The organism is Stutzerimonas stutzeri, assembly GCF_051028275.1.
Taxonomy (GTDB): domain Bacteria; phylum Pseudomonadota; class Gammaproteobacteria; order Pseudomonadales; family Pseudomonadaceae; genus Stutzerimonas; species Stutzerimonas stutzeri_AS.
Genome location: NZ_CP069269.1, coordinates 3,369,059 through 3,394,608 on the forward strand (window position 1 = coordinate 3,369,059; position 25,550 = coordinate 3,394,608).

At 58.9% G+C, this 25,550-nt stretch carries 22 protein-coding genes and 1 other RNA gene; 3 read left to right on the top strand and 20 right to left on the bottom strand.

The window, feature by feature from the left end:
- Window positions 1-128: 128 nt before the first annotated feature.
- Window positions 129-507: a transfer-messenger RNA gene (ssrA, locus tag JQR87_RS15635) on the top strand.
- Between the two features lie 107 nt (window positions 508-614).
- A complete protein-coding gene (locus JQR87_RS15640; RefSeq protein WP_407295409.1) occupies window positions 615-1,034 on the top strand; it encodes a hypothetical protein in 420 nt (139 codons plus the stop codon).
- Here JQR87_RS15640 and JQR87_RS15645 read toward each other — a convergent pair.
- The 6 genes from JQR87_RS15645 to JQR87_RS15670 form a co-directional block, all read right to left on the bottom strand.
- On the bottom strand, window positions 982-2,010 hold the full coding sequence (locus JQR87_RS15645; protein WP_407295407.1) for a phage integrase: 1,029 nt from the start codon (window positions 2,008-2,010) through the stop codon (window positions 982-984). The genes JQR87_RS15640 and JQR87_RS15645 overlap by 53 nt on opposite strands.
- Entirely contained in the window at window positions 2,007-3,287 is a 1,281-nt protein-coding gene (locus JQR87_RS15650) for a hypothetical protein (RefSeq protein ID WP_407295406.1), read from the bottom strand. Before JQR87_RS15650 ends, JQR87_RS15645 begins: the two co-directional genes overlap by 4 nt.
- Window positions 3,288-3,355: 68 nt before the next feature.
- Complete coding sequence (locus JQR87_RS15655) at window positions 3,356-3,706, bottom strand: hypothetical protein (protein ID WP_407295405.1); 351 nt, start codon at window positions 3,704-3,706, stop codon at window positions 3,356-3,358.
- 12 nt (window positions 3,707-3,718) lie between these two features.
- On the bottom strand, window positions 3,719-4,108 hold the full coding sequence (locus JQR87_RS15660) for a hypothetical protein (RefSeq protein ID WP_407295402.1): 390 nt from the start codon (window positions 4,106-4,108) through the stop codon (window positions 3,719-3,721).
- Window positions 4,101-4,316, bottom strand: coding sequence for a hypothetical protein (locus tag JQR87_RS15665; RefSeq protein ID WP_045666264.1), 216 nt, complete (start codon window positions 4,314-4,316; stop codon window positions 4,101-4,103). The genes JQR87_RS15660 and JQR87_RS15665 overlap by 8 nt, the downstream gene beginning before the upstream one ends.
- A complete protein-coding gene (locus tag JQR87_RS15670; protein ID WP_407295399.1) occupies window positions 4,313-4,531 on the bottom strand; it encodes a DNA-binding protein in 219 nt (72 codons plus the stop codon). Before JQR87_RS15670 ends, JQR87_RS15665 begins: the two co-directional genes overlap by 4 nt.
- Window positions 4,532-5,031: 500 nt before the next feature.
- Here JQR87_RS15670 and JQR87_RS15675 point away from each other — a divergent pair, with 500 nt between their 5' ends.
- Window positions 5,032-5,574, top strand: coding sequence for a hypothetical protein (locus tag JQR87_RS15675; RefSeq protein ID WP_407295398.1), 543 nt, complete (start codon window positions 5,032-5,034; stop codon window positions 5,572-5,574).
- A gap of 1,101 nt (window positions 5,575-6,675) precedes the next feature.
- On the opposite strand, the gene JQR87_RS15680 is transcribed toward JQR87_RS15675, so the two are convergent.
- The 14 genes from JQR87_RS15680 to JQR87_RS15745 form a co-directional block, all read right to left on the bottom strand.
- Entirely contained in the window at window positions 6,676-8,259 is a 1,584-nt protein-coding gene (locus tag JQR87_RS15680; RefSeq protein ID WP_407295395.1) for a GAF domain-containing protein, read from the bottom strand.
- 97 nt (window positions 8,260-8,356) lie between these two features.
- Window positions 8,357-9,565, bottom strand: a complete 1,209-nt coding sequence (locus JQR87_RS15685) for a methyl-accepting chemotaxis protein (RefSeq protein ID WP_407295391.1) — start codon at window positions 9,563-9,565, stop codon at window positions 8,357-8,359.
- A gap of 11 nt (window positions 9,566-9,576) precedes the next feature.
- The gene (locus JQR87_RS15690) at window positions 9,577-9,951 is read right to left on the bottom strand and encodes a response regulator (RefSeq protein WP_407295388.1); all 375 of its coding nucleotides are present in this window, start codon (window positions 9,949-9,951) and stop codon (window positions 9,577-9,579) included.
- A gap of 10 nt (window positions 9,952-9,961) precedes the next feature.
- Complete coding sequence (locus JQR87_RS15695) at window positions 9,962-10,198, bottom strand: hypothetical protein (RefSeq protein ID WP_407295386.1); 237 nt, start codon at window positions 10,196-10,198, stop codon at window positions 9,962-9,964.
- The gene (locus JQR87_RS15700) at window positions 10,195-12,603 is read right to left on the bottom strand and encodes a chemotaxis protein CheA (RefSeq protein WP_407295384.1); all 2,409 of its coding nucleotides are present in this window, start codon (window positions 12,601-12,603) and stop codon (window positions 10,195-10,197) included. Before JQR87_RS15700 ends, JQR87_RS15695 begins: the two co-directional genes overlap by 4 nt.
- The gene (locus tag JQR87_RS15705; protein ID WP_407295381.1) at window positions 12,600-12,968 is read right to left on the bottom strand and encodes a response regulator; all 369 of its coding nucleotides are present in this window, start codon (window positions 12,966-12,968) and stop codon (window positions 12,600-12,602) included. Before JQR87_RS15705 ends, JQR87_RS15700 begins: the two co-directional genes overlap by 4 nt.
- Window positions 12,965-13,813: a CheR family methyltransferase gene (locus tag JQR87_RS15710; RefSeq protein ID WP_407295378.1), complete on the bottom strand. Its 849-nt coding sequence runs from the start codon at window positions 13,811-13,813 to the stop codon at window positions 12,965-12,967. Before JQR87_RS15710 ends, JQR87_RS15705 begins: the two co-directional genes overlap by 4 nt.
- Window positions 13,810-14,433 carry a HEAT repeat domain-containing protein gene (locus tag JQR87_RS15715; protein WP_407295376.1) on the bottom strand — a complete coding sequence of 208 codons (624 nt, stop codon included), beginning with the start codon at window positions 14,431-14,433 and terminating at the stop codon, window positions 13,810-13,812. Before JQR87_RS15715 ends, JQR87_RS15710 begins: the two co-directional genes overlap by 4 nt.
- Window positions 14,424-15,524, bottom strand: a complete 1,101-nt coding sequence (gene cheB, locus JQR87_RS15720) for a chemotaxis-specific protein-glutamate methyltransferase CheB (protein WP_407295375.1) — start codon at window positions 15,522-15,524, stop codon at window positions 14,424-14,426. The genes JQR87_RS15715 and cheB overlap by 10 nt, the downstream gene beginning before the upstream one ends.
- Window positions 15,525-15,537: 13 nt before the next feature.
- The gene (locus JQR87_RS15725) at window positions 15,538-17,079 is read right to left on the bottom strand and encodes a chemotaxis protein CheW (protein WP_407295372.1); all 1,542 of its coding nucleotides are present in this window, start codon (window positions 17,077-17,079) and stop codon (window positions 15,538-15,540) included.
- 24 nt (window positions 17,080-17,103) lie between these two features.
- Entirely contained in the window at window positions 17,104-19,014 is a 1,911-nt protein-coding gene (locus JQR87_RS15730; RefSeq protein ID WP_407295369.1) for a methyl-accepting chemotaxis protein, read from the bottom strand.
- A gap of 275 nt (window positions 19,015-19,289) precedes the next feature.
- Window positions 19,290-23,306, bottom strand: a complete 4,017-nt coding sequence (locus JQR87_RS15735) for an EAL domain-containing protein (protein ID WP_407295365.1) — start codon at window positions 23,304-23,306, stop codon at window positions 19,290-19,292.
- Window positions 23,307-23,387: 81 nt separating this feature from the next.
- Entirely contained in the window at window positions 23,388-24,038 is a 651-nt protein-coding gene (locus JQR87_RS15740) for a response regulator (RefSeq protein WP_407295362.1), read from the bottom strand.
- Window positions 24,035-25,312 (bottom strand): PAS domain-containing sensor histidine kinase, encoded by a 1,278-nt coding sequence (locus JQR87_RS15745; RefSeq protein WP_407297674.1) that lies wholly within the window; start codon window positions 25,310-25,312, stop codon window positions 24,035-24,037. Before JQR87_RS15745 ends, JQR87_RS15740 begins: the two co-directional genes overlap by 4 nt.
- Window positions 25,313-25,550: the final 238 nt, after the last annotated feature.

Sequence of the window (25,550 nt, forward strand, 5' to 3'; positions counted from 1 at the left end):
TGGCCTTGCCGATCCAAAGCTCAGCCTTGAATTACGACGAACCGCCCTTACTATGCGCATCAAGCGTTCGACGCAGCCAGACCTAATGGCGTACACTACGCAACACATGGGGCTGCAATATGCTTCATGGGGCCGATTAGGATTCGACGCCGGTAACAAAACTCTAGGTGCATGCCGAGTTGGTAACAGAACTCGTAAATCCACTGTTGCAAACTTATAGTTGCCAACGACGACAACTACGAAGGGTACGCGCTAGCCGCCTAACCTTCATCTGGTCGCTTCGGCGCCAGCGGTCACTAGGGGATGCCTGTAAACCCGAAATGACTGTCAGATAGAACAGGATCGCCGCCAAGTTCGCTGCAGACGTAACGGCTAAAACTCATGCAGCTCGCTCCAAGCACCCTGCCAATCGGGCGGCGCGGAGTTAACTTAATAGATTTGGCTAAGCATGTAGTACCGACAGTGGAGAGCTGGCGGACGGGGGTTCAAATCCCCCCGGCTCCACCAATTAAGAACAGCATAAGCCCTTGATTTTTCTAACGAAGATCAGGGGCTTTTGCTTTTCACACCTACCGAATGCCCCAAAAGTGTCACAGCCTCTGCTAAGGAATCGAATGAGCTTTCTTGCCTTCATTGTTGTGACCATAGGGCTGGCCGCAATGGAATGGCTGCTCTCCTTGAGCATTGCCGTGGGCCTGGGTATCGGAAAAAAGGGCTTAACCACCGACCTAATCGCCGCCATGATGATGGTGATTGCTGGCACCGCCTTTGAAATGACGGGCACAACCGTGAGGATGCAATGCTTGCTTCCGCCAGAAGCGTTCGAGGTATTTCCCGGCATCGAGGCAGATCAGAAAGAGTGTCAGCAATATGCCGAACAGATTATGTCTTTTGGCGCGATGCTAAAAAGCACTCTAGGAATGAACTCTGTAATCGCAGCACTGGTTCTGTATTTTGCGGCCAAAGGTGCGATGTGGCTGATCAACTATCATGTGGCGAAGCGGTCGACCATTCGGACCAATCCCAGCCCGTAACAGGATTGAGCCTCACCGCCTCCGCCAGATGCTCCGGAGCCAAGTGCGCATAACGCATAGTCATGGCCAGGCTGGAGTGGCCTAGGATCTTCTGCAAGGTGAGGATGTTCCCGCCCTTCTGCATGAAGTGGCTCGCGAAAGTGTGGCGGAGTGCATGGGTTGCTTGGCCTTGGGGCAGCTCGATGCCGGAGCGATCCAGGGCACGCCGGAAGGCGTTGATACTGCCGGAGGTGAACTGGCCGTAGCGCTTCCAATGAGCGCGGATCAGCTGCTCTAGCGCGGGGTCAATCGGTACGGTGCGCACCTTGCTGGACTTGGTCTTGCTAAAGGTCACAGCACTGTTCCGCAGCCTTGCCGGGACCATCCCCTCAGCCTCTGACCAACGCGCTCCAGTAGCCAAACAGATCAGAGTGATTGGCTCCACGTGCGGGTTATCGCAGCCGACCCGAATCGCTCCCAAAAGCACAGTGATCTGTTCCGAGGTGAGCCAGGACAGTTCCCGTTCTTCGATGCGGAACGGCTTCACCAGTTCCAACGGATTGGTGTAGTCAATTTGGCCCAGGCCGCGCAGCTCGTTGTACACCGCTCGCAGATAACCCAGCTCGTTGTTGAGGGTCTTCGGGCTGGTTCCAGTCTGGGAACGCACCCGACGATCATGAGCATAAGCTGAGGCGTCGATAAGGGCAGCAACCGGATTGCGCAGGCGTGCGCAGAGGGCGTCAAGCTTGGCCCTGCGGCGTTCACCATCTTTGAGCATGTGGCCGTGGAGGTCGAACCACAGGCCGATCAGCTCGCTCAGTTTTCTCCGATCGGGCGGCTTGGGATTCCATGCCGGGCTCTTGGTCTTGCTGGCGATAATGAAAGCTTCATAGCGGAGTGCTTCAGCCTTGGTCTGAAAAATTTTGCGGTATCGCTGGCCACGGATAGGTTGAACATCTGCCAGCCAACGACCATCAGGGCGCTTCTTGACCGTCATACCGCCCTACCCCACCTCACATGCCGTTCCTCGAGCAGGTTCTTGATGTGCTTGTAGAGATCCCGCTCGCTCATTTCCTTGGCGGCGTAGTGATCACGGATGACCGGCCAGCAATCCCATTGCTTTAGGGTCTCGAATGCCTTCTTAGCGCCCACTCGCTCCCTTGCCAGCAGGCTTACGAAGTTTCCCAGGAACAGTTCCACGTTCTTGCCCGAGAAGCCTCGAGAGGTTTTGTAGTAGCGCTTGTATTCCGTCTCATCGACCAGGGAATCGACCGGCAGATCAACCCGCGCGTCTTCACGCAGCAGCGTCCAGATGGGTTCGAAATAGCCAGGGCGGGCGAGCAGCTTGAATTGACTCATGCCGTAGCGCCAGAGACCTTCCAGATGGGCCGAGAAGGCGGCAAAGGAGTCCGTGTCGATGGCTTGGCCGGTCTTCACGTCGGTCGAGCCGCTGGCGAACTGCTGGATGACCGAGTGGTGATAACGCAGCTCGACGCGCCATACATCCTGGGTCGGATCGTAGTTCTCCGGGTCTTTGGCATCGAACGAGTCCCGGCGACGCCAGACGCTTTCCCAGTAGTCCAGCTTGTCATGGGCGCGGGCCTGCAGCGTCTTGTTGTAGATCCCGAGCTGAACGCCACCGGCTGAACCAAACAGGAAGGATTGGCCCTTGCCATAGGTCGCCGCTTCCATAGTCCACTGGATCTCCTTGATGCCCGAGATATCGCGGTTGGCACGTGCACGACAGTGCATGCGGGCCGTCAGGTCGGCGGGAGGCGTCCAGCCTTGCAGATCCAGGGCGAGGTGGACGGCGCACTGGTTGCGCTCCCGGTGGGTCATCACGGCGGCTGCGTAGTAATCCATGCGTTCCTGGAGCCGTTCCGGCGACAGCGCGTCGATGGCGTGCGGTGACACCTCGATTTTCAGGTGCGGCCCGATCTGCTCCAGCTTGGCGTTGAAGTTCTTGATGAGCAGGATGAACCCAAGGTCAGCGTTCTGGAGCTTGTACTGGTAGCCCGAGTCCCGGCCTACATGCCCGGCGTGCCAGATCTCACCGGCAAACTCGACCATCGCGCCCGGTTTCTCGAACAGCGCCATGATCTCGGGGCGAATCAGCCCGCGGTACAGCTGGCGGACCGTATCCACGCCGCAACGCAGCAACCGGACCTTGGACAGATCCACGAATGCAGCCGTACCTGGATCGACGAACAAGCGTCCGTTGCGATCTTCACGGGCAAGCATGTCTAGGCGAAGAAAATTCTTTGGTTTGCTCATTTGGTTTACTTCCTAATGCTGACTAATGCGGTAGTTAATCTGGATCTATCTGACGTGCTACAGGGACGTCAGCGCGGAGGCGCGCGCTGGCTGCGCACGCTCACGCGCCTCGTCCCTCGGCACGTATGAGAGTGCTCGGCCAGCGCGCAGCAAGGGCTATCGATACGGGTCGGATCTTCAGGACAGGTTTGTTCCTGGATGAAGGTCATCAGGGAACGATCAGGCGGCGGCATGCTGACCCAGGCGAGGTAGAGCGCGAGGCTGGCCAGCGCGAGCAGGTGAGGAAGTTTGAGATCGGCGCGGCGCGCGAGGACGAATAACACCAAGGGCGCCGCCCTTGTCATCCCGCTCTTGCCGCCGAGGGCTCGGGAGCGTGGGGTGGAGAAGCTACCCCACACTCCCAGCGATAGGCTTTTCATGTTCGTGCAGGGTCAAGGGTGCGCTGCGCCCGTGCTTCCGTTCGACGGGACGGTGAAGCTGTCCCGACGAGCCGGGAGCGCGGCCCTTGACCTCCCAGCATTAGGGAGGGCGATACGGTCCAGTACGTTGCCGGAACCATGCCGGTCGCGGTGCCGCATCACCCTGATGGTGAGAATGTCCATGAACGGGATTTCACTTGGCGTGCGCCCGTCACTGGTGAAGCTCATGGTCATGAAGTAGGGATAATCCCAGACGCCTTCCTTCTCCAGCACCACGCCAACGACGTGCACGCAGCACCAGTAAGGCGGTTCGTCTTCATCCATGTACAGCTCCATCAACACGGACTGGCCGATGTAGGCCATGGCGGCTTCTGTATCCAGGGTGATGCCGGGCTTACGCATGGCTGTAATCTCCTTCCTTGAACTCCTTTTTGCCTTTCTTCAGATCAGCCCGCAGGCGCGCGAGGTTGACCATGCGGAAGTCGGCGAGGCGCATCGTCGGAATCGTGCCGGTGGCGGCCCAGTCGGCGGCTTCTTCGACGGATACACCGCTCATTTCGGCGAAGGTCTTGAGGCTGCACAGGTCGAGGCTGTCGTCTGCCTTGCTCATAGCGTCCACTCCTGCTCGAGAAGCTGCTGATGCAGCAGGGCCACGTTGACCATCGTGCGCTTGCCTACCTTCTTCGAAGGCAGGTAGCCACGGTCCAACCAGGTGCGCACCACGATGGGTTCATCGCCCATGCCGATCCACTCGGCGAACTTCGGCCACGGCATCAGGGGCGGGGCGCCGTGCAGCTTTTGCGGGTCAAGACCTTCCGTATCCATCGGCTTTACTCCACTATGTTCGGCAATATTTGAACGAGCTCGTTCGTACTATGTACCACTGGTGGGTAGATAGTACCATCGCTGCTTCGTTTGTAAACAGTACCAACAATGAATATTGCCGAACGACGTGAGCATTACTGATAGAGCGGTACTATTGATCGATCTCGCAGGACTAGACGCCTTCGCGCCGGTGCGCTCGAAGGAGTACTACCGCTGGTCGAACATCAAACGAGGAAAAGCGAGGCTGGGTGCCGAGGAAATCGAGCAGCTGAACGCGATGTTTCCTCGGTATAGATGGTGGCTAGCCACTGGCGAGGTCATGCCAGAATCTGGACAAACCAGCCCAGCCTACGACGAGGCCGACCGAAACTTGAGCCAACCCAGCGCGGGATAGCAATCACACGGAAAGTAGCTAGGCGATGGTATGCCCGAGAACGGACGCAGTTGCGGTAAAGGCGCTAGAAACGATGATTACCTGTCGGCAGTAGGAGCTTTAGAAAATGGATGATTCTAAGTTGGCAATTCAAAAGACAAGTACGGTTTTTGGATGTGCATTGCTAGATGCCTTAAATAAGGGAAAGGGAAATACGTCGGCTATTGATTCCGGCAAAATCTCGGAAATTCAGGCGGCATTGCGAGCTTCTTCACAGGTCGACGAGCTTCTCAAGGAAGCGCTTAAAGAGGAAACGATAAAAAAAGAAAAGCTTGAAAAAAGGCGAGCGAAAGCAAGCAGTAAAAAACCATTAAAGCCTAGAATTTCGGATGTAGAGCGCCTTCGCAATGAGATTTCATCACTTAGCAAAATGAATCACGAGCTAAGAAAAAAAATATCATCTTTGCAATATGCCAATCTCAGCAAAGATAGCCAGAATTTACTGATCAAAGCCCTCCAAGAGATCAAAAGAATTAAAGCAACAAATACTGCTCTTGAAAGCGAAAATAAAGCATTAAGACGGATAATTGAAAACAACATTGCAAAGTCATTAGGCCCGCAAAGAGATATAGTCCATTACGGTGGACAGTATTCCGAGGCGCAGACTTAAAAAATGTAAGACCATTAGCTATTCGCGTTAACCACACGAAAACGTTGCGATTGAATAGTTTCGAAAAACTGTCGAAGCCACTACTTAAGAGCCACCGACTGAAGTCGGTGGCTTAGTTTATTACAGGCCAACACACGCCAGCCAGTAAACCCCCCCTCCCTAAAGAATTGATCCTTTAATTTAACGGGAGCAGTTTAGACCCCGGAGGCGGAGCAATATGGAAATGCAATAGGATCCCGAGATTATTCCCGGCTTCCAAGGCATTAGTCCAACCGATATCTATAGCCTCTGCAATAAACCACTCTTTAACACGCTGGCAGTAATTTACGGCGGCTGACTCTGGATTCTCTTGGTTGTATAGAGACAGAACCAACTCTTTCGATGCAAGAAATGTCGGATTGCCTACAGTGACGTTTCTGGGGTCAGGGAAATTAAACGGCCTACCTCTTCCCATGAAAAAGCTCCTTTCATGCCCGACTCTAACAGTCGGAAATTAGCACAGTACAGCGATGCCAATGTGCCATAGCTACAGGGTAGATGCCTAGCCAGTGCCCCAAAACTGTCACGAGCACAGCAAGGAATAGCCGGTCAACGCGACAGCGCGCAGGTAGATACAGGTTGATTTCCATGGAAAAGCGGACGAAAGCGGAGCAATGCGGAACCTTCGACATGGGTTCAAATCCCCCCGGCTCCACCAAATGCAAGTTTTCACATGTTCCCACATGATCGGAAACACCCTGAAAAGCCCGCCCAGTGCGGGCTTTCTTGTCTCTTAACGTTTCCCCTATAAATACACTCGCACGTAACGTCGCGCTTCTGCACTGTTCGGCGAAGCGCAGCGACAGTTTACCGAGCGCGTCGATAAGATATTCCGGATGCTGGCGCTGCCAGTCGACGTCTTCGATTCGTCAGCATCGCATCGCGCCATGGGCATTTTCCATAACGAGGGGCAGGGCTACGGCCCCAATGCGTCGATTACTTCGCTGAAATGACCATACAGCCGTCCCGCTGGAGAACTGTATCGATGGAGCCTATGACCTCGTGCCGAGAAGCAGGAACACTACGCAAGGGCCAAAGCCGAAAGGCTGACCGAGCATTGGGCTACTTCCTCTCTGCAAGAGCCTGCTTGACTGCAAGTGTCTTTTGTAGCTGCAGATTCATTTCCGTGAGGATGTGCTGCGTCCGCATGTCATGAATCGCACGGCCAAATAGCCGCGCACAATCAATTTCAGACTCGCTCCAAGGGTTTGCTTTGTTGCGGACCGTTTCTTTCCAGTCTTCGAATGATTTCCGCGGTGTGAGCTGGCCTGGTTCGCTGCCTGGTTCGATCGGCTTGTGCGGGTTACCCGCCCAATTGATGGTTTCGACGTGCTCGGCGCGAAACCAAAGCAATACGAATGGGCCGCTGTGCGCTATGACCGCAGCAAGCAGACCACTGGCCTGGATGGAATAAGCCTTGGCCGGCTCGTGATCGTTTGAAAGGCTGGACGTAGCGAAGATTGGGGATCGGGTGTTATCCAACAGCCACTGGACCAGTTCTCGGGTCTGATCCTCCGACGGGGTGCTTCCTGTCTGGCTTAGTTTTCCATGACGGATCAGCGCTGCTCCATCAGCCTGCACGAGCTGTTGCATGTCCTTGAGATACTCGGCCACTCCGTTTTCTACGGAATCTACATTCGCCAGATTCCGAAGCAGCCGTTCACGCGCCGCCGTAAGCCGCTCGGACTGCGCACTTCTCGCCGCATCCTGAAGGGCTTTGATCATCTGGCTTAAGATTCGGCCGAGAAGCCTACATGTCTCACGCAACTCGTATGGAACGAACCGGGCAGAGGTGTGATGGCACGAAACAAGCCCCCACAACCGCCCATCCACGATGATCGATATGGACATCGAAGCAGCCACGTTCAGATTTTTAAGATACTGAACATGGATAGGCGAAACACTACGCAGGCTGCACTCACTCATATCCAGCTGCGATCCCGAAACCGGATCGACAATAGGGAACAGTTGTGCGGGTTTGTAGTCCGCATCGGCTATCAAACGTATCGGGTTCTTGAGATATAACGCGCGAGCCTGTTTAGGGATGTCAGAGGCCGGATAGTGATGATTGACAAGCGCGTCAAGGTCGTCGGCCTTATGTTCTGCGATCACGACCCCGGTATCGTCCTCCAGAAACCGGTAGATCATCACTCGATCGAAGCCAGTCAATATCCGCAGCGATTTGCACGACGCGTCATAAAGTTCTTGCAACGTCCCCGCCTCTTCCCAGCTAACCAGGATCCGCCGTATATGGCCTATCGCTTCGGTAGCGCTCAGGTTAGACGTTGCGGAAGGTTCCAACTCTAGAATCAGCAAGCCTTTACGGTAATGCCTTGTGACGTCCAGGCTAGTCACTTGGCGTCCGGGAAGGTGTAAAGACCCGACATAAAGAGGCTCGGGACTGTCTGCTTCCAGGGACACAAGCGCGTCCCTCAGTTCCGCGCCTACCACTGCCTCTACAGGCTTGCCGAGCAGTTCGGCCATTTCTTTACCTAAGAGATTTTCGGTATCGCCGGCCATTTGAGTGACGCGCAACGTATCGGCTTTCAAAACCACCAGCAGCCCATGTGGCTGGATAGATCCCGGAATATGAATTGGCTCCTTGTCACAGTCCGTTAGATCAAGGGTACCGGCCTGAGAATTCATTCGCGCACCACCTTATTTATTGAACTGCGATTGAGCACGGACTGATTAGTTCGGTCTCAGTTGATGCGCGGCTGCGATCGAGCCAGCCATTAATTGATCAGAACAGTTCGATCGCAGCGCCATCGACCGGCAATTTTCCGCCACGACCGGTTTCCTCCAGGTGGCCGCGCAGCTGCGAATGAGTCACGTACCGGCTCAGGTGCGCCTGCATATGCTCGTCGAGATCCGGCAGGTCAGCCGCGTTGGCAGACTCCGGAGCGGCTAACGCAACACTATAGGCATTCATTACCTCGCTCAGGGTATCCAGGGTTTCGCCACTCTGGGCCAATCTCTGGCGCAGCGAGTCCTGAAACTGCAGGCTACCCAGAACACCCAGCACGTCCTGATTGACCTGATCACTGAGACTGAGGGCGTTGCCGACCATTGCGTCCAGACACTCCGAGGCGGTACCCAGATGCTTGACCATACAGTTGAGCTGTTCGCCAACCTGATCCAGGCCGCTTCGTGAGAGAAAATCATCCTGGCGATTCTGCGCCGCAGCCGACTCGGACTCGAAACGCCCGGCCAGCGCCTGAATCGTGCTGGCTATGGAGTCCGCGGCTTCGGCTGTTCTAGCTGACAGATTGCGGACTTCCGAGGCGACAACGGCGAAGCCTCGCCCCGATTCGCCTGCCCGAGCCGCTTCGATCGCAGCGTTGAGCGCGAGCAGGTTGGTTTGCTTGGCGATATCACCGATCAGGGCAATCAACGGAGCCGTCGCTTTCACGTCCTGATACAGCGCATTCATGCGTTGGATATCGGCTGAAAAGCTGTCGCGCCGTTCCTTTTCGAAGGCAGCCAGGGTCGCCAGCATTTGTGCGTTTCGCTTGACCTGTGCATCCGCTTCGGCGGATAGCTCGGTTGCGCATTTGGCCTCGCTTTCGATTGCATCGCAGAGCTGGCGGGTCGTCCCGTGAATGTTGTTGAGACGTTCGATGGCAGACAATACCTGCCGCTCCGTGTCGTCCGTCACCTCGTTCAGGTTGCGCTGGAGTATCCGCGAAAAAGCAGGCACGGCGGCGGCCGCTGCACCAGCCTTTTTTAACAACGGTTCGGTATAGGCTCCACTCGGTGACGGCTCATCGACCTTCGCCTTGTGGCATGCAGTGCGCACAGCGAATGCCATCGGCACGCTGACCAGCGCGGCGATCCCGAAAGCGCCGATCGTCGGCACTCCGCTTAACCATGCGCCCCAGGCAGGAGAGCTGACGCCAAGCCCGATGATCAGCACCGGTAGGCTGGCGGTCGATAAATTGACCCGTCTCATGGCTTGTTACCTCAAGCGCCAGGCAGCACTTGCTTGATGACTTTAAGAAGATCGGCCGGCCCGATTGGCTTTACCAGCCAGCCAGTAGCTCCATTTTTCTTCGCTTCGTCGCGCTTGGATTGCTGGCTTTCCGTGGTCAGCGCCAGGATCGGGGTGAAGCGCATGCCCGGCAGGGCGCGCGCTTTGCCAATCAACTCGAGCCCGCCCATGTTCGGCATGTTGATGTCGGTAATGATCAGGTCCGGCTTGTAACCGCCCTGCAGTTTGCCCATGGCTTGTACACCGTCATTGGCAGCCTCGACCTTGAAGCCAGACATTTCCAGGCTGCTGCGCAGACTCATCAGCATGGTGGCTGAGTCGTCGACGATCATGATTTTCTTGCTCACAGCAATCTCCTTAGGGTTGCAGCGCGGCTTCGAGCCACGTGCGGATATCAGAATCGGCAGGCCACACCGTCACCTTGGGACGGGTCGCCATCAGCACCTGCAAATTGGCGGCATGCAGGTGCTCCAGGTTTTTCATGTTGATCTTGCCGGCCGGGTGACGGACCAGCCATTCGAGCAGCGTCTCGGCGTCTTCGACGGTGACCTGCTCGGCCAGATGCGCCACATCGCGCTTGAATGTGAGGCTCATGCGAACAGCTCCGTGGGGTTGAGGATCATCAGGATGGAGCCGTCACCCATTACCGCGGTGCCGGAATAGCCGGACAACTCACCCAGGATCCCGATCATCGGCTTGAGGATGATGTCGACCGAGCCGTGGAAATCATCGATCAGCAGGCCGACCAGTTCGCCCCGGCTGCGCAGCACCATCAGCGCGTACTCACCATCTTCGTTTTGTACTTGCTCAGTCGGCACCGCCAGCAGCTGATTGAGGCCTTTCAGCGGAATGGTGCGGCCTCGCAGCTGAGCGGTTGGCTGATGCTTGATGGTGTGGATGGCGTTCGCTGAAAGCCGGACGGTTTCCATCACCTGATCCATCGGGATGCCGAAGCGTTGATTGCCCGACTCGATGACCATGACCTGCGTGACCGCCATTGACAGCGGCAAACTGAGACTCAGCTGGGTGCCCTGCCCTACCTGGCTGGCCAGTCGCAGACTGCCGCCAACCTTCTCGATACCCGAACGCACCACGTCCATGCCTACGCCACGGCCGGACAGGTCGGAAACTTGCTCAGCGGTGGAAAAGCCCGGCAGGAAGACCAGATTGATCAGCTCCTGATCGCTCATCGCATCGAGTGCTGCCGGCTCGACCAGCCCTTTGGCGGCCACCTTGGCCTTGATCTTTTGTGGGTCGATGCCGCGCCCGTCGTCCTCGATGGCAATCACTACGTGATCGGCATTCTGGCTGGCGCGAATCCGCAGAGTGCCGGTCTCGGGCTTGCCCGCGGCGAGACGTTCAGCAGGCGACTCCAAACCGTGATCCAGCGAGTTGCGCACGATATGCACCAGCGGATCGGCAAGCGCCTCGATCATCGCCTTGTCGGCTTCGGTCTCCTCGCCTTCGAGGACCAGGTTGACCTTCTTGTCGAGCTTGCGCGCAATATCGCGCACCAGCCTTGGGAAGCGCTGCAGCACGAAGGACACCGGCATCATGCGCACCTGCATGATCGCGTCCTGCAAATCCTCGGCAATGCGGTTGACGACCGCGTATTGCGCCTTGATCTCGCGTGCGAGTTCGCGCTGGCCATACTGTTCTTCGGCGCGCTCGGCGAGATACGGCAGGCCGTTTTTCGCCACGACGATCTCGCCGATGAGGTTCATCAGCCGGTCGATTTTCTCCTGCTCGACCTTGAGAATTTTGGCGGTTGCTTGCCCGGCGGGTTCTTCAGACTTGCGGGAGGCGGCATCCGCCTGGGTCGGCGCTTGCGGCGTCATGACCGGAGCGGTCTGTGGGCTTTCGCTCAGCTGTGCGTTGAGCCAGTCATGCATCGGCGTCGCGGTAGGACTGGTCGCTGGCGTGCCGCTGAGAATGGCTTCCTCCAATTCGCTGGATAGCCAAGTCAGCAACGGCTCAACGCTGCCCTGGCGATCGGCCTGCTGACGGCAATCGTCCAGGCTAGCAAGCGCACCGGTACCGGCCTGGCTGGCGATTATGCGTTGCAGCGTTGCGACAATAGCCTCATGTTGTCCACTCGGCCACTGTTGCTGGCGGCAGGCCGATAGCGCCATGTGCTGCGTGCGCAGGATATCCATCGCCACCGGATCGAAACCGACAAAGGTCGCACCAGCCGGGAGCTCGTTTGTTTCGAGGCGCGCTTGCAAGTCCGCACCAGTGACCGGCAGCCAACTCGCCTGGTCGGAGACGTAGCGAAAGTGCTCGGCCAACGCGGCATCACTGCCCAACAGCAGCAGTTCGAGCCGTATGTTGCAGGCGTAGGCATCCATCTCGGCAACCGGACCCCAGGCTGCCAACGGAGTGATGCGGCGCCAGAGCACGTCCGGCAACTGGCGCGCCAGATGCAGCGGATCGGTACCCTGGAAGAAGCAGTCGGCAGCCGGCCGGTAGTCGAGCAGGAACGCTTCGCGTCCGGCTTCCAGCGACTGGGCCAGCGCCTCACGGATGTCATCAGGCAGATCCGCTGGCAAGACGGAGCTCGACGCTGGACACACAGATGCTTCGGCGGTAACCGCTTCGTCTACTTTTACCGCCGGTACAACGAGCCAGCCGCGTAGCCCATCGACCAGGGCGCGCGGCGGAACCTGAAAGTCAGCACCCGCAGCGCCCTGGCTTCCAATGGCGTCGAGAAAAGCCCCTACATAATCAGCTGCATCGAGCAGTTGGTCGGCCAGTGGTTGGCTGAAACCCAGGGCTTCGTTGCGCACCGCGTCCATCACGTCTTCGGCGGCATGCAGCACGGCAGTCAGTGCCGGAAAATCGAACAGGCCCGAATTGCCTTTGAGCGTATGCACCAGGCGAAACAGCTCGCCCAGGCGCGAGCGGTCGCCCGGCTCGCGTTCCATGGCCAGCAGCGTACTGCCGATGCTTTCCAGCGCCTCGCGGCTCTCCTGGAGAAATTGTTGCAGCAGAGCGTTCACGCGGCGTCTCCAGCGAGCAGGCGCACCAGATGCAACAGCGCATCGGGCTTGATGGGTTTGGTCAGGTAATAATTGGCGCCGGCCTCGTAGGCTTGCTGCCGGTCATGGTCGCCAGCCTCGGTGGTAATCATCACCGCCGGAGCCTGGGCAATAGGCTGGGCACGAAGCTGACGCAGGAAGCTGAAGCCGTCCTGCATAGGCATGTTCACATCCACCAAGTAGAGGTCGTAGGTGGCTTGCAACGCCTTTTCCAGCGCCTCGATGCCATTGACGGCCTCATCCACGGTGTAGCCGGCGGACTCCAATATTTGCCGATTGAACAGCCGCACGGTGGCCGCATCATCGACGATCAAAATGCGTTTCATCGGGCCTCCAGCGGCTTTTGGTAAACGATTGCGTCAGGGAACTTGCGTACGTTGAACAGCGAGGAAATACGGCTCATCGATTCCGAGTGGCCGAGGCAGATCATCCCGCCGGGTTTGAGCGCGTCGAAGAAGGTGTCCGCCGCCTGGCGGCGTGACAGGTCGTCGAAGTAAATCAACAGGTTGCGGCAGAAGATGACGTCGAAGTCCCGGTAGCCACGCAGGTCTGCGGGGTTCATCAGGTTTACCCGGGTGAATTCGACGCTCTGGCGCAGGTCGTCGCTGATCTGGTAATCGCCGTCGCTGCGCCGGTTGAAATACTCCTCCAGCAGTTTGGCCGGCAGGTTATGCACCGAGCGTGGGCTATAGACGCCCCGCTCGGCGCGCTTGAGGATTGCCGTGTCAATGTCCGACGCGATCAGCTCGACGTCCCACTCGTGGATGCCTTTCCAATATTCCAGCAGGTAGAGGGCGATCGAATACGGCTCCTCGCCCGACGACGAGGGCATCGACCAGATGCGAATCGGCGAGCGATCGGCCTTGCGCTTTACCAGGTCATCCAGCATATGGGTGACCAGGCACTTGAGCTGATACTCCTCGCGAAAAAAGTAGGTCTCGTTGACCGTCATCGCGTTGACCAGCTGCTGCAGCTCGTCGCCTGACGCCTGAAAACGCAGGTTCACGAAGTAGTTGCGAAACGTCTCGGAGCCGGTGACCTCGATGCGCTCGACCAGACGCTTGTCGACGAAATAGCGCTTGGAATCCTCGAACTGGATGCCGGTCTTGCGATAGAAGAATTCGCGGAACTTGGCGAAATCGTCCTGGCTGATGACGGTGCGGGCGTTCACAGGCCATCCGCTCCTTGCAGGCGACTGAGTGCCAGGCCAATGGCGAAGTCCAGGTACGCCTCGCCCGGAAACCGGCTGCGGCATAGCTCCAGCCCTGGCACTGCACGTTCGGTACCAACTTCGCAAAGCAGATCGACAGCGCAGGCGCAAACGTTCAGGTGCGGATCGTGCTCGATGAGCTCGATCAGCCACAGCTCGACGTCCGGGTGGCGAAGCGATTCGAGGATGCCGATGGTCAGGATGCGCATGTCCGAATCGCTATCGGCCAGCGCCTCCTGAATCAGGTGTGGGTGTTGGCCGCCGGCGGTCTTCAGCGCCTCGATAGCATCGTTGCGCAGGGCAGCGTCCTCGCTACGCAGGCAGTCAAGTAGCGCAGTGACGGCGCCTTCATCGGCACGCTCGGCCAGGCTGGTGATGAGCGCCTCGATAACCGAGCGATCGCTTTCTTCTTCCAGCTGGCTGATCAATAGCGCACCCGCATCGGCGAGCGTCGCCATGGCGCGCGCGGCATCACGTCGCTCGGCGGGGGTGCCCTGCTGCAGCTGGGTGGTAAGCGACTGCAGGTCTAACGGTTGCGCGGCAGCGGTCGTTGCGATGCCGGTGGAACGAATCAGCGCCACGAGGACACCCCTTTGCTACTGGTTGATTGGCGCGCACACCACTGAATAAGCGTGGCGGCGATGGCGTGACAGGATTGAATTTCGCTGGCGCCGTCGCGGCGGATCAGCTCGGCAGGCATGCCGAACACCACAGCGGTGTCCTTCGATTCGGCGATAGTGCGGCCGCCACGACGCTTGAGTTCGGCCATCTCGTCGGCGCCGTCGTGGCCCATGCCGGTCAGCATCACGCCGATCAACTGGTCAGGCGCGAAGTGCTGCATGGCCGTCGAGACCAGCAGGCTCACCGACGGATGCCAGAGGTAGCCGGCGTTCTCCGGTTTGGGCATGACGTAGGGCTTGCCGACACGAGTGCCGATTACCACGTCACTGTTGCCCATGCCGATATAGATCTTGCCCGCCTCCAACGGCATCGGCCGGTTGGCCTCCACTACCGTCAACTGGGCGACACGGTCCATGCGCTCGGCGAAGGCACGGGTGAAATTGGCAGGCATGTGCTGGGCGACCACGATCGGCCAGGGATAGCTGGCGGGCAGCTGAGCGAAGATCTCCTCCAGCGTCCGCGGACCGCCAGTGGATGAACCGACCACGACCAGTCCATTGCCGACCGGGGCCAAGTCAGCAGCCGGCGCCTGTTTCGGCGCGGCTTCGGCTTGAACCGCTGTTGCATTGCGAAGCTGCGGTCGGCGGCTCCGCTTCATCCGCGCACCAGCGGCAGCGCGAACCTTGTCTACCAGGCACTCGCGGACCTGGTCGATGTTTAGCGAAATCGTGCCGCCCGGTTTGGCAAAGAAATCCACCGCGCCGAGCGCCAGGGCTTCAAGCGAAGCCATGGCGCCCTGCTCTGTCAGCGAGGAAAACATCACCACCGGGCGCGGGTGTTCTGCCATGAGCATGGACAGGCAGGTAAGCCCGTCCATTTCCGGCATGTTGATGTCCAGCGTGATCACGTCCGGATCGAACTGACGCGCGCGCTCTATGGCCTCCACCCCGTTGCGAGCCGTGTCGAGGACGAAGTCGCCTTCGGCCTCGAACAGCTGCTGCAGGTGGCGGCGCATCAGCGCGGAGTCGTCAACGATGAGTAGACGAATCATGACCGTGTCTCTCTTAAGCCACGCGTGCCAGCGCATCGAGCTCGCCATCGGCGAGCAGCTGGCGCGGCTCGACGAGCTGGATCATGCGCTTGTGCTTGGGCAGATTGGCGACCCGCCCGAACAGCCGCTGCTGCTCGGATGAGAGGCTCGGCGCCGGCTCGATCAGGCTGCGCGAGATCTTCAGCACCTCGGCGACCGAATCGACGATGAACCCGGTGCGCATCTCGTTGATGACGAACACCATGATCCGCTGACGGTCGTTGCTCTCGATGCTCGGCAGGCCGAAACGACGGCGCTGGTCGATCACCGGCAGCACCACGCCGCGCAGGTTCATCACCCCCTCGACGAACTCCGGGGCTTTAGGCACATGGGTCAGGTTCTCCGGTACACGGACGATTTCCTGCACGCTGTCGATCGGCACGCCGAACTCCTCGTTGCCGAGGCGGAACACCACCAGTTGCTCTTCGTCGTCGGTTTCGGCCGAGTTCATCAGGTCTTCGTCCACGGAAGGTTCCTTGTCGGTTTCGTTGAGGACGCGCTGCACCGACTGGTGCTGCAGTAAACGTTCGGCGGAAACCACCGATACCAGCCGTTTGCCGTCGTTGAGCCGGCACAGGCCGGTGAGTTCGGCCATCGCCTGGTCACGCGCCAGCATCGGCGGCATCGGCTCGACTTGAGCAGCCGGCACGCGCAGCACTTCGTTAACAGAATCGAGAATGATGCCGACCGACATCCCGGCCAGGCTCACCACGAGAATGCGGCTGCGTTCATCGGTGGCCTGGCCCGGCAGGCAGAACATCTCGCGCAGCGACACCAGCGGCAGCAGACGCTGACGCAACGTCATCACACCGCGCACATGGGAGGCTGACTTGGGCACCGAGACGATGTGCTCGGGGATTTGCACGATCTCCTGCACATCATCGATGGCGATGCCGTACTCCTGTTCAGCGACGGTAAAGCTGACCAGTTGCAGCTCATCACTCGTTTCGTCGTCAGCTTCTTCGTCGCCCAGCGTCAGGGCGCCCGCATTGCTTGCGACGCGCTGCAACAGGCTGTTCTCGCTGAAGCTGCCTTGGATCAGCGCGGCGAAGTCGATGATCATCACCAGTTCATGACCGCCGACCTGCTTGAGCAGGCCGGTGAGCAGGCTGGTGTTGATGGTTGCCTGGACGTTGCTGACCGGCTCGATCTGCTCTTCCTCGACCATGATCACGCTGGCCACGCGATCGACGACGAAGCCCAGCGGTTGGCCGAGATTCAGCACCAGCGCGCGTGTGGCGTCGTCGGCCTCACGCTGTTCAAGGTTGAACAGCGTGCGCAGGCAGATGATCGGCAGCACGTTGCCGCGCAAATTGGCCAGGCCATTGAGCGACGGCGGCGTAAGCGGCACGCGGACCACTTCCGGTACGCGGATGATTTCCTGCACCGGCTGCATCTCGACCGCGAACACGTCCGAGCCGACCGTGAAGGTCACGAACTGCCGGCTGCTCGCCAGGCCGTCGTCTTCGCCCTCGCCAGTAGCGGCGAGAGCAGTTTTCAGGTTGCTTAGGCTCATGGGTTATCCCCTCTCTTCAGGGATTCAGGCGCTTTGCAGCTCGTCTGCCAGGGAGGCAATTTCTTCGATGGCAGCCGACAGTTCCTCGGCGCCCTGCGACTGCTGCTTGGCAGCGGCGGCGGCTTCCTGGGCAGCGTTCTCCGCTTCCTGCGCGGCAGACGAAATCTGGTCGATGCCAGCTTTTACCTGGGCGATGGCGGCGCCAATTTCCTCGGCGGATTTAAGGATGTCGGCCGAACCGGTTTCCACGCTCTGCACGTCGCCCGCCATGCTGTCGAGGTTGCGGGTGATGACGGTGGCCTTCTGGGCTTCAGCCAGGGCGGCGTTAATGATCTCTTCCAGGTCGCGCCCGACCACTCCGATCTGATCCTGTACGGCCTTGACCAGGTCCTTGATGCGATCCGCGTTCTCAGCCGAATCGTGGGCCAGGTTGCGGATATCGGTGGCTACGACCACGAAGCCCTTGCCGAACTCGCCGGCGCGCGCTGCTTCGATCGAGCCGTTCACGGCCAGCATGTTCGTCTGGATGGAAACGGTGGTGATGGCATCGACGATCTTGTCGATGCGGCGGCTGACCAGTTCCAGTTCCTTGATCTGTACGAGGCTGGCACGGGTCGCCTCGATCGAGGTGGTGACACCCCGGACCAGCGCGTCGATGTTGCCCTTGTTGGTATCCATCAGCCCCTTGATCGCATTGGCTTTCTCCAGGCTCGACGTAGCACGGCCCTGGGCAACTTCCAGGCCTTTCTCGATCTGATTGACGGCGGCAGCCGATTCTTCGGTGGCGGCAGCCTGGGTCTGGGCGCCCTGGCGGATCTGGTCGATCACGGTGGTGATCTGCGACGAGGCGCGGTTGATCTCCTGAACGGCTGAGGACAGCTCTTCAGCAGCGGAAGCCACCTCTTCTGCGCTCTTGGCGACGTCACTGGAGGACTTCAGTTCTTCGGCCAGCTCGGACAGGTTCTGTGCGGCCTGCTCGCACTCGGCCAGCGCCTGTGCCTGTTCTTCGACGGTCTTGGCCGATTCTTCGGCGGCGGCGGACTGCTGTTCCGCGGCCGATGCGATGGCATCCGCGCCACGCAGGGCCTGCTGTGCGGCGGTGCTGCTCTGCACGGCCCCCGCAGCGATGTCCTGAGCGCCTTTGACGATCTCGATGCAATCGAGGCGGATCTGTTCGAGCTGAGCCGTGATGACGGAGCCCTTCTCCACTTCGCTCTGAATGGTTTCGGCTGACTGGTTGATGCCCTGGGCGATGTTCTCTACGTCATGCTGGATCTTGCCGACCATGTCGGAGATCTGCTTGGCGCTCTTTTCGGAGGTTTCGGCTAGGGTACGGACTTCGTCGGCGACAACCGCGAAACCCTTGCCATGCTTGCCGGCGCGGGCGGCTTCGATGGCAGCGTTGAGCGCCAGCAGGTTTGTCTGATCAGCGATGCGGCCCACGGCCTTGACGATTTCGCCGATGTTGGCGGCCTGCTGCTTGAGCTCGGCGACGCGATCGACCGAACCGGCCTGACGCTGAGCGGCGACGCTGACGTTGCCGATTAGCGCTGCTACGTCTGTGTTGATGACGGCTGCGAGCGTCTGCATCGCGTCGGACTTTTCCTGAGCGACACTGGCAGCCTGCTGCTGCAGTTCAATGGAGCGACCAACGATCTCGAACGCTTTGAGCGACTGCTGGGCGGCACCGGAGGCTTCTTCAGCACCGCTGGCGATCTGGTCCGCTGCGCGCTTGAGCTCTTCAGCGGCGGACGCGGCTTCGTTAACGCCGGTAGACAACTGTGCGGTGGCGGCAGCTACACGCTCAGCGGCCTGCTGCTGCTTGGCCAGTGTGCGAGCGCGCTTGCGCTGGGCTTCAGCATCACGCGCCACATTGCGCGATACGACGGGTTCGGATGATGCGACAGGCGCGGCGGTCTTTTTCACCAGGGCCATGGAGTGTTCCTCAACTACGAATGGAAAGGGTCATACGCAGCTGGCCGGCGATTGCCGCAAAAGCATGCGCCCGGGGAAGGACTGGAGAGGCTTGAATCAGCTACCAACCACGGCAGGGAGATTTAAGCGTCGGGGCGCGAATCAGAATATCGGGCGCTCCCTTAGATGTAGTGGAGCGAGCCCTAGGGGAATCCCTGAGCGGTTTGGGCTAAAGATTTATTATCCGCTGTCGGGGTAGGACGGGCCCGCGAGTGCCTCTAACGTTCATAGGCGTTTTAGCGGACCGGTTGGTCGCTGTCTAACCACCAGCTAACGGCTCCTTCATAGTTATCTACGAAACGTTCGCTGAAGCTCTGAGCCTCGATGGGAGGGGCAATCAGATACCCCTGTATCTGGTCGCACCGAAGCTGCTCGAGAAACGCGCACTGCTCCTGCGTCTCGACCCCCTCGGCTACCACAGTCATGCCAAGTGCATGTCCCATGTCGATAACGCTGCGTACGATGGCTTGGTCGGCAGGCTCACCGACCAGGTTCTGAAGAAATGACTTGTCAATCTTCACCACATCAGGAACGAAAGAGCGCAAGCTGCCTAACGTGGCATAGCCAGTGCCGAAGTCATCGACCGCGATCCGGACGCCCAGCTTTTTAAGCTGATTGACCACCTCAACGGCGGTTTCGTCGGCATGCATGATCGACTCGGTCAGCTCCAGCTCAAGACAGTGCGGTCGAATTTCATGCAGTGCGATGGCTTGTTTAACCTGGCCGACAAACTCCGGACGAAGCTGACGGACCGAGACATTCACCGCGACCACAAAGTCTACGAGCCCTCGCGCCTGCCATTGCGCCAGTTGCGCCACCGCCTGCTCGATGCACCATAGGCCAACCGGCACGATCAGCCCGGTCTCCTCCAGCAACGGGACGAAGCGTAACGGACTGATCAGGCCATAGGTCGGATGGTTCCAGCGAATGAGCGCCTCCGCGCCACAGACCCGCTTGTCGTGCAGACCGATTTTCGGCTGGAAGTACAAGGTGAACTCCGAGCGATCGAGCGCCCTTTCCAGACCGCTTTCGAGCCGGAGCGTGTCGAGATCCTGTTCGAGTAACGAAGGGTGAAAGTAGGCATGGCCGCTGCGCCCTGATTGAGCGATGGAGTACGCGGCAGCTTGCCCGTGCTTGAGCAACGCATCCGCTTCTCGGCCGTCATCCTGATAGCGCGCAACGCCGATAAAGGCATTTATCGTCAACGCTTCGCCCGCGAGTTCAAACGGATCGCAGAGGGACGCCAGCAGCCCCTCGATAACAGCATCGGTTTCGGCCAGCTCATCACGGCGGCACAACAGCACGCCATACTGATCGCTACCAAGCCGCGCCAGGTATCCCCGTCCCTGCAGGGCCTTTCCGAAGCAAACGCTCAACCGTTGCATAAGATCGTTCTTCGCATCCTGACCGAGGACTTTCTGAACCCATTTGATCCGGCTGACCACTATTGAGAGGATGAGAAACGATGACTCCTCGGTGCGGGCCAGCTGACATTGCTGTTCCAGCCGCTGCAGAAACAAATCGCGATTTGGTAAGCCGGTCACACGGTCAAAATAGGCCGTCTCGAACAGTTTCTTCTCGAACGTACGCGCCTCGGTGATGTTTTCAGCGATGCCCACCATCCGAACGACGTTGCCTTCAGCATCGGAAAACGGAAACGCACGATCCCGTATCCATATTTCATCCCCGCCGGGCGTCACAGCACGAAACTCTGCCAGAGCAGCCTGGTTTTCAACGAGGGACTGGTGTTTGAATTGCTCGGCAATGCCTCGGTCTTCTGGGTGAACCAAGCGCAACCAAGCGTCCTGCTGCTCGTATACCGCCTCTGGAGACAACCCCAGGACACGTTCCAGTGCAGGACTAAGGTAGGTCAGGCGGGACGTAGCCACATCATATTCCCAGAATACATGCGGCAAGTGCTCAACCATGTCGCGGAAACGGGCTTCGCTTGCCTGTACACGCTCGAACAGGTCGCGCTGCATGGTGATATCCATCAGCGCGCCGGCAACCCTGTGCAGCGTTGCGCCGATCCATTGAGCCTTGCCGCGAATCCGGAACCAGCGCCATCCCTGTCCGGTACGCAGGCGTACCTCTAGGTCGAGCGGCTGACGACCCTCAAGATGCCCGCTCCAACTGGTTGACAGCGCCTCGACATCCTCCGGGTGGGCGTTTGCCAGTATCCAATGGGGGAAGTCCTCGTGACCGTCAGGGGAATAACCTGTCAGCTCGACGAAGCGGTCAGACGCGTATAGGTGGTTATCGGCTGGCCGCCACTCCCAAATTCCGTCGTTGCTTCCCTCATGTACGAGGTTCAAACGCTGGGTCTGTTCGGCAAGGGCTGCCTTGAGCCGCACTGCCTCGGTGATGTCCTCGTGGACAAGCACTACCCGTGCAGGCGTACCCCCCATCAGCATGGCGAAGGCCTGATAGTTCTTCGTTTCGCTCTGGGTGACCAGGGAATACTCAAGGCGCAACGACCCGCCGATGTCCTCGAGTAACGCCTCAACACCCTCGAGAAGCTCCTGCGCGATGGCGCTACCGGTTGCCGCGAGGCTGCGGCAAAACTGCAAGTAGTCTTCGCCCTCCGCCAGACCAAACGGCGCACCGGTCGCGGCAGGCGTCGCCTTAACCCACGCGTGGTTACCCGTCATGACGCGTCCGTTTTCATCCAGTACGGCAATGCATTGCGGGAGCGCATCGATCACGCCTCGCGTGAAGGCCTCGGTCTCCACTAGCGCTCTTGCACGAATTTCCTGCGCAGTGATGTCTTGCACGGACCCCACGAGCAGCTCCGTGATCTGGCCATGGGGGCGAATAACCGCACCCGCAAAGTGGAAATAGCGCAGCTTTTCAGAGGCCGGTTGCGGGACCCGCAGCTTGATATCCAGCACTCTCGCACCGTCTGTGACATCAAGCAGGGCAGTAACAAAGGCGAGACGGTCATCGGGGTGGATTCTCGACAGCAGGACCGCCTGCTGGCTCCCTGTCGCCTGGTCCCTGTTCAGCTCAAGCAGTTGCTTCGCCTGATCTGAAAGTTCGAGTTCCTGGAGGTGTAAGTCATAGGTCCAGTCGGCAAACCTACCGATAGTCTGCGTCAGGCGCAGGCGCGCCTCGGTGGTCTGCAGATTGCGGACCGCGTCCACAGTCGACGTTATGTCGGTAAAGAAAACGCTCACGCCATCCGCTCGGGGATAGGCGCTGATGCGAAACCAACCACCGAATCGCAACGAATGCCATTCAAAATGTCGAGCAAAACCGTGCTCCATGGCATCGCGCAAGGCATCGCCGAATTCGCTGGTTGGAAGGTCTGGGAAGAGCTCAGGCAAGGTCTTGCCTACGAGGCTTTCACCCTGCCCCAGTAATGACTCGGCGCGTGGATTGGCTTGAACGAAGCGCCAGATTCTATCGAGTCGATAGAACCCGTCGTCAATGACGTTCAGCAAGTCCTCGTAGTCTGCATTGGCGATCCGCAACGCCTCCGTGCCAGTCCTGAGCTGTGTCACGTCCCACGAAAGCGAGAGGATGGATCGCACGTTGCCATCCACGCCCCTAACGGGAAGCAGTAGCACATCCCACCATTTAGGTGTTCCTGCGGCAGTTGGACAGAACCCTGAAAACTGGCTGAATTCACCCGACAGCGCTTGTTCGAAGGCACGTCGCGCTGGAGCCTCCCATTCCCCTTGCCAGAAACCGAGCCAGTCGGAGCCTCGTAACAAGTCGAAGTCGCAGACCTCCATGACCGCCATGCCTCGCTCGTTCATGGCCTGCAAGCGTCCTTCGAGGTCGACCTCCTTGAGGCAGCTGCCGTCGGTCTTTCCCCACACGTCACAAAGCTGACGAAGCAGGTCGCCCTGGGACTGCTCGCGGCGCAGCCGTTGTTGCAGGTGAACCGCCCGACCAGCCAGAAGCCCAATCACCCCAACCATCGCGCCAATTGCCAACAGCTCCGCTGCCAACGGCACTTGCTCCGGAGCGAACCAAAACATCAGCAAATAACCGAGACAGGTCAGCAGCGCACTGCAGGCAAGCGTCGACCATGCGAACACGCCACCGCCCGCGAGCACCAGCGCGATGGCCCAGGTAGGCAGCAACGCTGACGGGTGGCCAACATACAGAGTCAGCAAGCCTCCGCCTGTAAGAATTGTCGCCAATAGCCATGACAACCATGCAGGAAGCGCCGGTCGAGGCTGCTGAGCCTCGCTATGTCGCGATAGGTACAGTTCGACGAAGCTATCGCGTTGAGAGGTGGTCATGGGGCAACTCGCAGTGTGTTCCGAATGTGGAGCGTGCACCCCGCGCGATCACTTTGATATCAGGGAAACCCTTAGAGGCATCTAGTCATCCGGGTTCACCAGACCTGTACGGACTGCGTAGAGGACCAGTGAAGGCACGTCGTGGACATTTAACCGGTCCATGATTTGGGATCGGTGCGTTTCAATCGTTTTGACACTCAACCCCAGCCCTTCTGCGATCTCACGGGTCGAACAACCTCTGGCGATCAGCCGAAGGATTTCAGTCTGTCGGGGCGTCAGAACAGAAGGCGTAGCGACACTCGCGTCTCGGCCATCAAGGACAGCTGACTGAATAACCGTTTGCGCTATGCCGGGACTGAGATAGGACTCGTTTCTGGACAATGCTCTCAGCGCCAGCTCGAGTTCCTGAGCGGCTGCGTCCTTCAACAGGTAGCCGCGCGCGCCCAATCGCAGCGCCTCAAGCACGTATTCAGCGTTCGTATGCATTGACAGCATGAGTACCTGAACATCCGGGTAGAGCAGCCGCCAGCGCCGCAATACATCGAGCCCACCCATTTGTTTCATGCTGATATCAAGGAGCAAAATGTCGGGACGAGCCTGTTTGAGGATGGCCTCGACATCAGAACCATCATCTCCTTCGGCCACTACTTCATACCCGGGTTGGTCCTGGACGAGGGCCTTCAAACCTGCCCTTACAAGACCGTGATCATCTATCAGCGCGACACGCTTCACTTATCCTCCTCTGGACTGAACTCCCAGCCGGCAGTCGGCAGCCAAACGGCGATACGCGTGCCGACACCGATCAAACTGGAGATTTTCAAATCGCCACTGAGAGAAGCGACTCGTTCCTGCATGCTTGTTAAGCCCAAGCTTTGAGCGCTCTGGTGCGCTGCAGCCACATCGAAGCCCAAGCCGTCATCGACGATCTCCAGGCGCAAGCCTTCAGCCAGCCGTGACAGGTTGATCTGCACAGACTTGGCTCGGGCATGTCGGACAAGGTTATTGACCGCTTCTTGAAAGACGCGAAAAGCAACCAGGCTGGGGTATGAGGGGAGCCCATTCAGCGAGCCCTCCACCTTGAACGTATATCGTAAGCCCGTACCGACCAGGAATCGGCTCAGGTGCGATCGCATCGCCGACTCCAGCCCAAGACTTTCCAACTGAAGCGGATGCAACGCGAGCGAAAGGCGCCGCACAGTGGCCAGCAGCGTGTCGATCGTGTCGATGAGGCTAGCGGCCAGGTCTCGTAGCGCGTCGTCGCGCTCCATTTGCCTAGCCATTCGCTGGAGATGAAGCTTGAGCCCTGTGAGCTGCTGGCCTATGTCATCGTGAAGGTCTCGGGCCAGCTGTCGTCGTTCCGTCTCCTGTACCTCCATGAGCCGCTGCGACAAGGCCTGCAGGCGCCGATTGGCGTCCTCGAGATCCATTTGCATTCGGCGGGTTTGGGTAACGTCCCGAATGAGTAGCTGAATGTCTGATGGGTCGGAATCGCCCAACCTGATTTCGATGACCTCGGCTTCGAGCTCGGTTGCGTCAGTTCTGACAAGCCGCACCTGACGCAGCGGAGACTCACCAATCAGCCCCCTTTGCAGAGCGCGAATACGATCAACTTCCCGGGCTCGGTCGTCCGGGTGGATGTACTGAGCGAACAGTTTGCTCTCAGGACGTTCCGCCAGAAGCATCTTTCGAGCAGCCTCGTTGGCAAATTGAATGCTGTCACCGCGGAGCACCACCACACCCTCGGCGAAGCCGTTGATGATGCGTTGGTACCGCGTTCGCTGGCGTGCAAGCCGCGTATCGATAGAACGCAGCTCGCTTACATCAAGCACAGCGCCAAAAAGTGTTCGCTGGCCACTTTGGGGATCGAACTTGAGCTGAATACGTTCATACAGGCAACGTGCGTCAGTGCCCGCCCTCTGGACCTGGTATTGATGTATCGCTTGCCCAGCCTCGGCTGCAGTCGCGTGTACCTGTCTAACTGCCTCCCGCTCCGACTCAATGATCACAGCCTCGTAGCGCCTACGATCAAAGAGTTGACCTTCCGCCAAACCGAAGAGTTGGCGCACCTCCTCCGAGCATTCACCATTTCCGGTATCCAGCTCGTATAACCAGTATCCAAGCCCCGCTACTTGCTGAGCCAGCTGCGCGCAACGCTTCGCTCGTTCGGTCGCTGAGCTTGACGAGCCATAGCAATCGTTCGCGACCAGAACCCCAAAGCTCTGCTTTCCTACACTACATACGCCT